At 61.4% G+C, this 11,967-nt stretch carries 11 protein-coding genes; 4 read left to right on the top strand and 7 right to left on the bottom strand.

Annotation, left to right across the window (positions count from 1 at the left end):
* Positions 1 to 178: 178 nt before the first annotated feature.
* The 5 genes from RMO18_RS04295 to RMO18_RS04315 form a co-directional block, all read right to left on the bottom strand.
* Positions 179 to 1,075 (bottom strand): lysylphosphatidylglycerol synthase domain-containing protein, encoded by an 897-nt coding sequence (locus RMO18_RS04295; protein WP_309664134.1) that lies wholly within the window; start codon positions 1,073 to 1,075, stop codon positions 179 to 181.
* A gap of 4 nt (positions 1,076 to 1,079) precedes the next feature.
* The gene (locus tag RMO18_RS04300; protein WP_309664135.1) at positions 1,080 to 1,823 is read right to left on the bottom strand and encodes a class I SAM-dependent methyltransferase; all 744 of its coding nucleotides are present in this window, start codon (positions 1,821 to 1,823) and stop codon (positions 1,080 to 1,082) included.
* Positions 1,824 to 1,922: 99 nt separating this feature from the next.
* A complete protein-coding gene (locus RMO18_RS04305; RefSeq protein ID WP_309664136.1) occupies positions 1,923 to 3,104 on the bottom strand; it encodes a glycosyltransferase in 1,182 nt (393 codons plus the stop codon).
* On the bottom strand, positions 3,101 to 4,765 hold the full coding sequence (locus RMO18_RS04310; protein WP_309664137.1) for a hypothetical protein: 1,665 nt from the start codon (positions 4,763 to 4,765) through the stop codon (positions 3,101 to 3,103). Before RMO18_RS04310 ends, RMO18_RS04305 begins: the two co-directional genes overlap by 4 nt.
* A complete protein-coding gene (locus RMO18_RS04315; protein ID WP_309664138.1) occupies positions 4,749 to 5,747 on the bottom strand; it encodes a glycosyltransferase family 2 protein in 999 nt (332 codons plus the stop codon). Before RMO18_RS04315 ends, RMO18_RS04310 begins: the two co-directional genes overlap by 17 nt.
* Positions 5,748 to 5,937: 190 nt before the next feature.
* On the opposite strand from RMO18_RS04315, the gene RMO18_RS04320 reads away from it, so the two are divergent.
* From RMO18_RS04320 to arsJ, 3 genes are read left to right on the top strand one after another with little or no spacing between them, the layout of a single operon-like run.
* On the top strand, positions 5,938 to 6,771 hold the full coding sequence (locus RMO18_RS04320) for a helix-turn-helix domain-containing protein (protein WP_309664139.1): 834 nt from the start codon (positions 5,938 to 5,940) through the stop codon (positions 6,769 to 6,771).
* Between the two features lie 19 nt (positions 6,772 to 6,790).
* Positions 6,791 to 7,801: an ArsJ-associated glyceraldehyde-3-phosphate dehydrogenase gene (locus tag RMO18_RS04325; protein WP_309664140.1), complete on the top strand. Its 1,011-nt coding sequence runs from the start codon at positions 6,791 to 6,793 to the stop codon at positions 7,799 to 7,801.
* The gene (arsJ, locus tag RMO18_RS04330; protein ID WP_309664142.1) at positions 7,798 to 9,045 is read left to right on the top strand and encodes an organoarsenical effux MFS transporter ArsJ; all 1,248 of its coding nucleotides are present in this window, start codon (positions 7,798 to 7,800) and stop codon (positions 9,043 to 9,045) included. The genes RMO18_RS04325 and arsJ overlap by 4 nt, the downstream gene beginning before the upstream one ends.
* On the opposite strand, the gene RMO18_RS04335 is transcribed toward arsJ, so the two are convergent.
* Both RMO18_RS04335 and menC read right to left on the bottom strand, forming a co-directional pair.
* Positions 9,046 to 9,792, bottom strand: coding sequence for a GNAT family N-acetyltransferase (locus RMO18_RS04335; RefSeq protein ID WP_309664143.1), 747 nt, complete (start codon positions 9,790 to 9,792; stop codon positions 9,046 to 9,048). It lies immediately after the preceding gene.
* Positions 9,789 to 10,922, bottom strand: coding sequence for an o-succinylbenzoate synthase (menC, locus tag RMO18_RS04340; protein WP_309664144.1), 1,134 nt, complete (start codon positions 10,920 to 10,922; stop codon positions 9,789 to 9,791). Before menC ends, RMO18_RS04335 begins: the two co-directional genes overlap by 4 nt.
* 121 nt (positions 10,923 to 11,043) lie before the next feature.
* Here menC and RMO18_RS04345 point away from each other — a divergent pair, with 121 nt between their 5' ends.
* Positions 11,044 to 11,967, top strand: a complete 924-nt coding sequence (locus tag RMO18_RS04345; protein WP_309664145.1) for a MurR/RpiR family transcriptional regulator — start codon at positions 11,044 to 11,046, stop codon at positions 11,965 to 11,967.

Here is an 11,967-nt window from a genome sequence, read left to right on the forward strand (position 1 = left end):
CATACCATTCCATACCAACCCGCCCCATACCATGCGTGTTCATTGCGCAGCGTCGGGTCCAGCTTCCTCCACCCCGGACCCCATTGCGGCCCCCAAAGCGTTAAAACTTCCTTACTTTGTGAACCTAACCCCTTGAAATCCCACACTGCGGAGTCTTGTCCACGCGTGGACAAGCCCCTCACCCCCCGCGCCGCAGCAGCCAGCCGATCCCGAACGCCGCCACAACCCCCAGAACCGAGACCAGCCGGTGCAGCAGCGCCGCCGCCAGGGCCGGCCCGCCCCCGATCACCAGCCCCAACCCGAGCGTGATGATCCCCTCCCGCACCCCGATCCCCCCCGGCGCGCCGGGGGTCACAAACCCCGCGCACCAGGCGATCACGAAAACCCCGGTGCAGAACACCGGCCCCACCCCCGGCTCAGACGGGATCGCAAGCGTGACCGCCCAAAGCGACAGCCCCAGCACACAGAAATTCACCGCATGCAGGCCAATCGGAATGACCGCAAACCGCATCCGCGCCGGGACCGGATCGTATCGCCGCGCCCGCCTCCGGATCAGCAGGACAACCAGCCCGATGCAAACCGCCAGCCCGCCCGCGATCACGGGCGGCGAGACCGGCAGCTGCGGCAAAGCTCCCGACAGGCCGCGAACAAACTCCGGCGCGGTCAGAACCAACAGCCCCGAAATCGCCGCGCCAACCCCCAACAGAAAACCGACTTCCAGCAACATCGCCAGAACGATCGTCGATGCCGCCACCCCATCCGCCCGCGCCAGAACCCCGCGGCCAAACAGGTGCGCGATGTTGCCCGGAATGTACTTCAGGATCTGAGAGACCAGCAGCTGGCTTTCGGCCCGCCAGGGGATCAGCCGCACCCCGTAAATCAAAAGCGTGCCACGCCAGGCCACGGCACCGATCATCTGCCCCAGAACGTAGAGCAGGAACGCGATTGATATTCCCGACCACGCCCGGACCGAAGACAGATCAATCCGCGGCATTTCGCGACCGCCCTGCCAGAGGGCGAGAAGGAGAAAGCCGATTGCGATCAGGCTTCCCAAAAGCTTGAGAGCGCGCGTCATTCCGTCAGACCTTGCGCGCGACAAGGATGTAGCCAATGCCGCGGTCGGAGTTGCAAAATCTCTTTTGCACCCCGAGGATCATGCGCATCACCAAGACTGCGGGAAGGCTGCTGTAAAACGGCCATAAGCGCGTCAGAAGTCGGCGGTCCGATCCACTTTGCCCGGTCCGCTCGCTCAGGCTCATCTCGGCGGCACCCCTTGCACGGGTCTGGCGGGCGTAGATGGGTGCTGCCAGTCTCTCCATGAAGTTTGCCAATGGAAACCCGTAGGACTGTATCTCGGCCTTCTCGAAACCCGCGGCATCGACCAATGCCATGAGGTCGGCGCGCCGGTAGCGGCGATAGTGCCCAGCCCAGACATCGGCCGGGTTCCAGCGTTCGGGATGGGCGGGGACTGATATCACAAGCGTACCGCCGCGCCGCAGATACTGCGCCCATTCGCGCAAGGCGCCATGGTCATCTTCGATATGCTCAAGCACTTCGAAGGCGGCAAGATAGTCAAACGAAGCTTCGGCCTCGCCATCCGCCGTTTCGGCTATCCGGATGGCGGGGGTATCGGCATTCAACACTTGTGCCAGTTGCCGGGCAGAGACGGATTGATCAACCCCCACTGCCGAGAACCCCATCCGCGACAGATCGACAAGCAAGGCACCTGCCCCACAGCCGAATTCAAGCAATCGTCCGGGGGGCAGATCGCGAAAGATCCGTAGCAGGAGATCGCGCCGCAGCAGATATCGCGGAGCCGGCACCCAGTTGCGGGAAGGCAGCGCAGCACCGTAATGGCGATGCCAAAGAACGGCGGGCGGTCCGTCCGGCGTTGCGGGTGCTGGTGTCTGGGTTGGCACGATCTATCGACCTTTGACGAGAGGGGCCAAACGCGTACAGAACTGGCGCGCGATTTGTCCGGGGCTGGCAAAGTCGAGGCTCTCAGGCGGCAGCCGGGGAAATCCGGCCTGTTCCAACCGTCCGATTGCGTCCAGCAAAGCCAAGGGGTCTGCGGGGGGAACAAGCTGCAGACCGGCGTCAGCGTCGGGAAACGCCTCGCTCATCGCCGGTGAGGCGCGGGTGATGACCGAGCGCCCCGAGAAGAGCGCCTGAAACACCTTGTTCGGCACCACCGAAGCTGCCTTCTCAGATGTCCCGAAGACGCCAAGACAGATGTCGGCCTGCGCAATCTCATCCGCAAGCCGGTCATAGGGGACCCAAGCATCCCAGCTTATGTGCGTGGCATCAGGTGCATTGCGGGCGGCGTCGACAAGCGCCTGATCCTGGCCGGTGCCAATGATCCGCCAATGATACCGGCGGCCCCGATCCGACACCGCTGCGGCAAGAATTGTGTCGATGCCGTGCAGCGGGCTGATCTGTCCGTAAAACAGCAGGCGCGTCGGGGCATCAGTCTTTGTGCGTGCCGGAAGGCGCTTGAACGTCCCAGGTTCAGCGCCAACCGGGACGGCATCAACCTTGCCCGGCTTGAGACGAAACAGCTGCGACATGCGGGTTGCATGTGCCGAGGTGTCCAACAGCACGCTTGCCGCCGCCCGACACCCCAGCCATTCAAGAAGATAAAGGCCATACCCTGAGATCGAGCGCGCGGGCGCAAGTTGTCGATCATTCACCACGGTGTCGTACAGCGACAGAAACATATCCCAAACCACCGGCCGCCGTCGCAACCCTGCAAAGGGCCACAGGATAAGCACGTCGAATTGCCCCATGTAGGGCACCAGAACCAGATCGTGGTCCGGCGCCCTGAGGTAGCGAAAGATCAACCGAGGATAGGAAAGCAGAACCCGCAGCAAAAGCCCGATCATTCGCAATCGGGACAGTTGGCTTTTGTCGGCATGACCGGCCCAGATTTCCTTGTGAACCTCGATCACCTCGACGCCGATGCTTGCCAACCCATCCCGTAACAGCCGGGTGCGTGGCTTGTCGAGGTCATAAGTCCCCCAGAGCAGGACCGTGCGAATGGCACGATCCAAGCCGGGCGCCACAAGTTCGGCGTCCTTCGGGGGCTGGCGAGTAGCGGGCATCATAAATGCCAAAACACGGCGTAAAGCTCTACGTTTGGCAGCGCGTCATCAAGCGGCGTTACGCCAGTGTCCCAGATCAGCTTGATCTCGCTGCCCGGCAACGCGGTAAGTTGGTGCGGGGCTGAACCCAGCGCGACAACATCACCGGGGACAAACGACCGCCCGTCAATAGTGACATTCCCATCGGCAACGATCCGGTAATTGCCGTTGATGGGAAGCTCGAAACTCAGCGGTGTTTCCCCTGCGGTAAAATTGCGGCCGGCAAGCCAGATTGCCCCAGAATAATGCACGTAGGTTTCCTGCAATGCCACCTGATCCTCGGGCAACAGCACGGCGGGACGGGTTGACGAGGCTTCGCCAGACAGGGCTTGGGCAAGTTGCCACTTGTTTGCAATCAGCAAAGGGGGCTGCGCTTGCGCGATCGCCGCCTTGAATACCGGTTGCCCTGCGTCGCGATACCGTTCCAGCCCCCAAGTTGACATGAAAAACCCGACCTGGGGAAAGCTTGCGATCATGGAATGCTGGTCGATATAGGGCACCGGCGTCTTGAACAGCCGGTGCACCTCGGCGATTGTGGCGCGCTGCACTGCGTTTCCCTCGCGCAGGGTCAGGGCGGCCTGAACGACCCCCAGGATCAACGCTAGCGCAACAAGTCGCTTGACCATCGGCTGACCCGCCAGGCTGCGCACCCCGATTGCGGCGGCGATCATCAGCGGCGGGATGGCAAAGGGAAAGAAGTAGGGAAACGCGTTGCGATAAACCACAACCGCGATGAGTGGTGCAGCAAAGAGCACAAGAACAATCCGCAGGCGCCTTGATGGCGCGGCGCGCAGACCCTGCACTGCCAGCAATATCGCCGGAATGCTGAGCAAGACCCACAAGGCGATATCGTTTCGGCGCGGGAACAGTCCGGCGGACAGAAGGGTCCGGCTGAACGCTTCGCGCGCGTCGTTTGTGACTGCCCTCTCAGGTGCTACCTCAAGTCCGGCCTGATGCCACAGATAGAGAAGCCCTGCCAAAACAAGCGCCAGCAGGCCCGCAGCCAGGCAACGCAGGACCATTTCCCGTTGCGATGCGCGCCAGATCATCGCAGCCAGCAGAACCGGCAGATAGAGGGCGGATTTGATCGTCACTAGCAACGCCAATGCGGAAAGGAGTGCGACAAGACCGATCTGCCAAACCTGCATCCGGCTGGTCATCATCAGCGCCAGCGCGCCCATCAGCAGGCTGGCCGCAATCGGATCCGCGCGAAAGCTGGCTCCGTGCGGCAAAACGAAGCCCGAACACAAAAACAAGACCACCGCGATATCCGCCGAGCGCGTATCCGACAGCAAAGTCGCAATCCGGTGAATGCACAGCGCCGTTCCCGCCAGCAGCGCCACCATGACCAGCCGCGCGGCGAAGATCTGGTGTATTTCGGTGCCGGGCACATGGTCAAGCCAGCCAAAGGCATGCACGAAAAAGGTCTGCATCGGGCGGTCAAGACGCCCGTCAAGATAACTGTGCACATGGGACAGAAAGTAGAATTCGTCCCAGTTCACATTATGGGTGAACGACAAGATCAGCAGCAGCGCGAAAGCGATGAAGATCACCCCCCGCGGCCAGTACCCGGTGGTGGGCGAGGCGGCAGAAACTGATTTATCCAGATCAGCCTCCGAGGTCATTGACCACGGCCAGCGTGTTCAGGCGTTGCCGTTCAGAAAGTGGCTCACGGGTCGAACGCAGAAGTTCGCGCGCGCGGATTTCTTCCAGCAGGCCGCGGTTTGCCGCGATCAGATCCGCAAGAATGCCGACGGCAAGCAGGATCGTCGCCATCGCCAACAGCACCCCCGACAGGATCAGAGACTGGACGTGACCCGCCCCATCGCTAACCATGTAGTAGTACAGAAAGCGACCAATCCCAGCCAATCCAGGCAGTGCAAACAGCGCCGCGAGCGCCAGAAAGAACCGCAAGGGCGCGTAGATCACAAAGACCCGTAGGATCGTAATGGCAGAGCGGCGCACATAATCGCCAATCCCGCGCAAGAGCCGTGAGGGCCGGTCAACTTGGTTCACCCGCACCGGCACCGAAACCATCGGAATGCGTTTTCGACCGGCCTGAATGATCGTCTCAAGCGTATAAGTATAGGTGTTCAGCACGCATAGCCGCGCGGCCGCATCGCGGGAATAGGCGCGAAAACCGCTTGGGGCGTCTGGAATGCTGGTGCCGCTGGCCTGCCGCACAGCCCAGCTTCCCAAACCTTGAAGCATCTTTTTCAGCGGCGAAAAGCTCTCGATCGTGGCGATCGGGCGTGCGCCGACGACAATCTGCGCGCGCCGTTCCAGGATTGGCTTCACCAGGGCCGGAATGTCGTCGGCGCAATACTGATTGTCGGCGTCGGTGTTCACCACGATGTCGGCGCCCAGCGCCAGTGCTTCTTCAATCCCGGCAGAAAAGGCGCGCGCCAGGCCGACATGGCTGCTCATTTGCAGGACGTGATCGGCGCCCGCCTTTCGGGCAACCTCTACCGTCCGGTCAGTGGAGCCGTCATCGATCACCAGAATTTCAACTGAAGATATGCCGGCAATCCTTCGCGGTATCGCAGCGATCGTTACCGCCAGGGTCGATTCCTCATTTAGGGCAGGAATTTGAACAATCAGCTTCATTTCGGCGAACTCTCGGTGGTTTGGTACACAGTTCCCAAACCTTCAAAGCAAAATTATGGCTGAAGGGGGGACTTTTGTCGCGCTTCGTCCGGGCGGTGACGACAGGGCTATGTTCGGAGGGCTATGAGCCAAGTGTTTGGTCATAAAAGGTTCATTTGAGCCCACACATCATTTCCTATAAACTGGAAATATGGAACACAGCCACGCTGCGCTTGGATTTGCCACGCTTGGACACTCGGGCCGCCTCGCGGTCTTTCGTCTGCTGATGCGATTTGCCCCTCAGGGCGTGCGCCCGACCGAGATCGCGGCAGCGCTTGGGCTGAAGCAGAACACGCTTTCGCATCATCTGACGGATCTGACGGCTGCTGGTCTGGTTTCCGTCGAACGACAGGGTCGCTCGCTTCGCTATGCGGTTGCGCTGGACGCGGCAGAAAGCCTGATCGGCTATCTGGCGCTGGATGTTGGCCGCGGGCGCCCCGATCTGCTTCGATCCGTGGTTGCAAACCCAAAGGAGAGCCTTGCGATGCGTGAAACCGCCTTCAACGTGATGTTCATCTGCACCGGAAATTCAGCCCGTTCAATCTTTGCCGAGGTGCTGCTGCGCGATCTGGGACGCAGCAAGTTCCGGGCGTTCTCGGCGGGAGTCCGACCGAACACGGACCTGAACCCCTTTGCTTTGGAGGTGTTGCGGCGCAATGGCCATGACGTGACTGGCCTGCGATCAAAACATATTTCCGAGTTTCAGCAACCCGACGCCCCGGAGATGGATTTCGTCTTTACCGTCTGCGATACCGCTGCAGCAGAGGAATGCCCGCCTTGGCACGGCCAGCCGATTACCGGACATTGGGGGCTGCCTGACCCAGTGAAATCCAACGGTACCGATGCCGAACGTGCGCTTGTATTTGCGCAGACTTATGGCGCGCTTCGCCGCCGGATTGCGGCCTTCGTGGAACTGCCATTCGAGGCACTGGACACCCTGGCACTTCAGGCGCGTGTCGACCGGATCGGCACTGAAACACACTGAATGTGAAAGGTTAAGACGAATGCCCCGGATTGCCCTAAACGGCCTTGGCCGCATCGGAAAGCTTGTGTTGCGCGACCTTATCGACACGGGCGCTGGAGGGGAGGTTGTGTTGATCAATGACCCGATGGGTGATGCCGAACAGCATGCGCTGCTGATGGAATTCGATTCCGTGCATGGACGCTGGATTGCCCGCATCAGCCATGACACCGACAGCCTGACCCTGAAGGGGCAGCGCATCCGCCTGACCCACGAAAAAACCATTGAAGCGCTGCCGTTGGCTGCGCTGGGGGTAGATCTGGTGATCGATTGCACCGGGGTGTTCAAGACGGCTGCCAAGGTTGCGCCCTACTATCAGGCGGGGGTGCGCAAGGTCGTGGTTTCCGCCCCGGTCAAGGACGGCGGCGCGTTGAACCTGGTCTACGGTGTGAACCATCACTTGTATGATCCGGCGGTTCACGGCCTGATCACGGCGGCCTCGTGCACCACGAACTGCCTGGCCCCGGTGGTCAAGGTGATACATGAAGGCATCGGCATCCGGCACGGGTCGATCACCACGATCCACGACGTGACCAACACCCAGACCATTGTCGACCGCCCGGCCAAGGATATGCGGCGCGCAAGGTCGGCGCTGCTGAACCTGATCCCGACAACCACCGGATCGGCCACCGCGATCACGCTGATCTATCCCGAACTCAAGGGCCGGTTGAACGGCCACGCGGTACGGGTACCGCTGCTGAACGCATCGCTCACCGATTGCGTCTTTGAGGTCGCGCGTGAAACGACGGCCGAAGTGGTCAACGCCCTGTTCAAGACCGCCGCCGAGGGTTCGCTGCGGGGTATTCTGGGCTATGAGACGCGGGCGCTGGTTTCATCAGACTACACCAACGACCCGCGATCTTCGATCATCGACGCGCAATCCACCATGGTGATCAATGGCACGCAGGTGAAGGTTTATGCCTGGTACGACAACGAATGGGGCTATGCCTGCCGCTTGGCCGACATTGCCCGCATGGTGGCGGGCGCGATGTGACGGACGGAGCCTCACCCTCAAGCCCGCTGCGTGCCTATTGTGCCGTCACGGCGGCATACTGGGCCTTCATGCTGACCGATGGTGCGCTGCGGATGTTGGTGTTGTTGCATTTCAACGCGCTGGGGTTCAGCCCGGTGCAACTGGCCTGGCTGTTCCTGCTCTATGAACTGGCCGGGATCGTGACCAACCTTTACGCGGGCTGGTTGGCTGCCCGATTTGGGCTGGCTGCGACGCTTTATGGCGGCTTGGTGCTGCAGATCGCTGCGCTTGCTGCATTGGCGCAGCTGAACCCGGCATGGAGTGTCGGGGCATCAGTCGCCTTCGTGATGGCGGTGCAGGGCGTGTCGGGTGTGGCCAAGGATCTGGCCAAGATGTCCTCCAAATCGGCGGTCAAGCTGCTGGCACCTGACGGCGATGCCGGCCTGTTCCGCTGGGTTGCCGCCCTGACCGGATCGAAGAACGCGGTGAAAGGGATTGGCTTCTTTCTTGGTGCGGCGCTGCTGGGCATATGGGGATTTACCGCAGCGATCTGGGGCATGGCAGCGGTATTAGGCGTGATCCTGATTGCGGTGGCGGTGTTCTTGCCATCGGGCCTGCCGGTCCGCGACACGGCGGCCAAATTCACAGGCTGGAAGTCGTCCGATCCACGCGTTCAGCGGCTCAGTCTGGCGCGGATGTTCCTGTTCGGGGCGCGCGATGTGTGGTTCGTCGTCGGCGTGCCGGTCTACTTTCAAATGGTGCTTTCGGATGGCAGTACCGAAGGGCGACGCTGGGCGTTTTTCGTGATCGGTGGATTTCTGGCGCTTTGGATCATTCTCTATGGCGCGGTGCAGGCGGCTGCCCCCCGCATCATCCGCGCCACCGGACCGGATGTTGTGACCAAGGCCATCCGTTGGGCAGGTTACCTGGTCCCCATCCCATTCGCTTTGGCAGCCGTCGTCTGGATGGCAGGTGGTCCAGCTGACTGGCTGACCGTCACATTGGTCTTGGGTTTGTTGGTGTTTGGCTTTGTGTTTGCGATCAACTCGGCCGTTCATTCCTACCTGATCCTTGCCTTTGGCGATGCCAGCCGGATTTCACGGGATGTGGGGTTCTACTACATGTCGAATGCTGCGGGTCGGCTGTTGGGCACGTTGCTGTCCGGGGTCAGTTACCAGTTGGGCGGCCTGCCGCTATGCCTTGCGACCGCAGGCGTGATGGCGGCAATGGCGTGGGTCGCCGCCCTGCGACTAAAGGGGGCGTGATCAGCCGGGCGCGGGCGTACCCGCCAGCGGCGACAACAGGTAGGCATGCGTTGCCGGATCATAGCCGCAGACCTGCTGACCTTGGGCAAAATGGTGCTGGAACCGCTCGCGCAGCCGCAACCGTTGTGCCAAGGCGGCGGCTGGATCGGCGGCCAGCATCGCGCCGAAATCCGCTGGTACAGCGATCCGTTCCAGCCCGAGCGGCAGCTCATGCCGCTGACCTTGGCGCAGGGCGGCCACGTGCGGCGCATCAAGTGACCAATCGACCAGCAGCCGGTCCGACGGGGCGCCTTTGTTGATGCCTGCCATCGCGCCGTAATGGTCAGCCGAATAGATCGACGACCGCCCCCCCAGCCGTGCGATGTTCAGGTTTGCATTGGTGTGGCGCAGCGGATCGAAGGTCCAGCGCACCAGCGTGATCCCCCGCGCCAGACACCAGTCGCGCTGGTGCCATTTCAGCGCCAGCGCCAACCCCATGCCACGCGCCTCGGCCAGAACGGCCAGGCGGTGGGAATGCTGCACCGACGGCTCTCGCGTGGGGAATCCGAAGACATAACCGAGCATCTGGCCGCCGCGAAACGCACCCGCAACCAGACCGCCTTCGGCCTGAATAACCATCATCAGATCCCCCGGATCGACGACATCACCTTCCCCCCAGACAGCCCGCTGCAGGACCTCGGCGGCATGAAACTCGGCCATACCGGCAAGATCGCGGATGACAATGCCAGACGCCTTAAGGTCGCTCATGGCCGGAAGGTTTCGGTGGACCGCGTGATGGTGGCAAGAAACTCCCAGTCCGGCGTGACCCCGATGCCCGGGCCCGTCGGCACGGGCATCCAACCCTCCGATGTTTCCAGCTTTTCCTCGATCAGATCGCGGGTGAAATAGCGGCTGGCACTTGATGTATCGCCGGGCTTGGTAAAGTTCGGCAGGGTCGACAGATGGATGTTGTGCGCCCGCCCGATTCCGGATTCGAGCATCCCGCCGCACCAGACCGGCACCGAAAATGCAGCGCAGATGTCATGCATCCGCAGGCTTTCAACGTAGCCACCCGATCGGCCAACCTTGATGTTGACCACCCGTGCCGCATCGGATTGCAGCGCCTTGCGCACGTCGCCGCTGGTGCGCAGGCATTCGTCCAGACAGATCGGCGTCTGTATCCGTTGTTGCAGCACGGCGTGGTCGTGAATGTCGTCCCAGGCCAGAGGCTGCTCGATGTAGTCCAGCGCAAAGGCATCCAGCCGCCGCATCAGCGCGGTGTCGGCAAGGGTGTAGCAACTGTTGGCATCTACCGTCAGATGGCAGTCCGGAAAGGCATTGCGCACTGCGGCCACCAGCACTTCGTCATGGCCGGGCCGGACTTTCAGCTTAATCCGCTGGTAGCCCTGGGCCAGATGCGCGGCCACCCGGTCAAGCGTTTCTTCGACCGGTCCGATGCCAAGCGACACGCCGACAGCAACCTTGTCGCCGCTGCCACCAAAAACCGTTTTCAATGGCAGGTTCAGCGACTTGGCCCACAGATCCCAGAACGCCATTTCGACCACGGCCTTGGCCATTTGATGCCCGCGCCATGGGGCCAGAAGCCTGTCCATCGCCGCCGGGTTTTCAAATGTTTTCCCAACCACTTGCGGTAGGATGAGGTCCCTCAGGAACGCCATTCCGCCAGCAATGGTTTCCTCCAGATAGTCGGGCAGTGGGTCCATCACCCCTTCCGCATAGCCTTCGATTCCGTCGGCACGCAGGGTCAGCAGCGGAAACACCTTTTCCACCATCGTCCCGGTCGAGATCGTGAAAGGCGTGACCAGCGGCAAGCGCACCAGACGCAATTCCGCGCTGTCAATCCGCAAGGGGGCCGTGACGGAGTGGGTGGGCGTCATGAGAGAATCCTCTGAAAGAAATCCGGTGACTGATCCTATGAGTCATTTAGATTTCTTGCAAGATTGACGATTCGTTAGTTTTCTGTCCATCATGCTAGATCAACATCGAAGGGAGGTAAGCTTGGAAGGATCAACCACCCCAACAACGCTTCCTGCCGATGTCCGCGAGAGGTTGTCTGCCAGCATGGAAACCGCGACCAAGGCGGAAAGCCTGATCGCGCATTACATGCTGACAAATCTGCGCAGTCTGCCATTCGAGACGGCGGCCACCGCCGCAGCCAAGATCGGCGTGTCCGAAGCGTCGATCGGCCGTTACTGCCGCACCATCGGCTTTCGCCATTTCAAGGAACTGAAAGGCCGGCTCCAGGCCGATTTCGGCGATGCCGCCTGGATGATCGGCGACCGCTTGCGTGACTTCCACGTCCGCTCGCGTCACAGCGACACGGAACGGGCGCGGGCGCTGGAACTGGAGCTTGCGGCGATTGTTTCGGTGCACGAAATTGCCGCCAGCGCAGAGTTTCAGCGGGTACTTGAACGCCTTGCAACAACGCAAAACGTCTTTGTGGCAGGCTTTCAGACCGAGCGTTGCCACGCCCTGCAACTGGCTCATGGGCTGCAATACCTGCGCCCGGGCGTTCGGCTTGCCGATCTTGCGGGCACCAATTTCTCGGAAATCCTGCTGGATGATCCGCAAAGCACCTGCCTAGTGCTGATCGAAGCGCGCCGCTATTCGCGGCTGACCCGTGCTTTGGCGGAACAAGCCTACGCCGCCAACATTCCGGTTACCTTGATCACTGATCCCTATTGTGACTGGGGTCGTGGCACGGTCACCGAGATGTTCGCGGTGCCTACAGATTTCAATCATTTCTGGGACGCCACCTCTGCCATGTCGAGCCTGATCGGCCAGATGGTGAACGGCGTCTTCAACCAGCTTGGTGCCGAGGTCGAAGACCGGATGGCCCAGGTTTCTTCACTTTACGGCACGTTCATCGGCCATACCGGCGCGACGCCCCGGTCTGGAACCACGCCTGCAAAAAAACGATAA

It is taken from the genome of Tabrizicola sp., assembly GCF_031377265.1.
Lineage (GTDB): Bacteria > Pseudomonadota > Alphaproteobacteria > Rhodobacterales > Rhodobacteraceae > JAUYQR01.

Bases quoted from the DNA above. Each gene is read 5' to 3' on its own strand.
- RMO18_RS04310 (WP_309664137.1), bottom strand. From the start codon at position 4,765: ATGACCTCGGAGGCTGATCTGGATAAATCAGTTTCTGCCGCCTCGCCC.
- RMO18_RS04335 (WP_309664143.1), bottom strand. From the start codon at position 9,792: ATGAGCGACCTTAAGGCGTCTGGCATTGTCATCCGCGATCTTGCCGGT.
- RMO18_RS04325 (WP_309664140.1), top strand. From the start codon at position 6,791: ATGCCCCGGATTGCCCTAAACGGCCTTGGCCGCATCGGAAAGCTTGTG.
- RMO18_RS04305 (WP_309664136.1), bottom strand. From the start codon at position 3,104: ATGATGCCCGCTACTCGCCAGCCCCCGAAGGACGCCGAACTTGTGGCG.
- RMO18_RS04320 (WP_309664139.1), top strand. From the start codon at position 5,938: ATGGAACACAGCCACGCTGCGCTTGGATTTGCCACGCTTGGACACTCG.
- RMO18_RS04315 (WP_309664138.1), bottom strand. From the start codon at position 5,747: ATGAAGCTGATTGTTCAAATTCCTGCCCTAAATGAGGAATCGACCCTG.
- menC (WP_309664144.1), bottom strand. From the start codon at position 10,922: ATGACGCCCACCCACTCCGTCACGGCCCCCTTGCGGATTGACAGCGCG.
- RMO18_RS04295 (WP_309664134.1), bottom strand. From the start codon at position 1,075: ATGACGCGCGCTCTCAAGCTTTTGGGAAGCCTGATCGCAATCGGCTTT.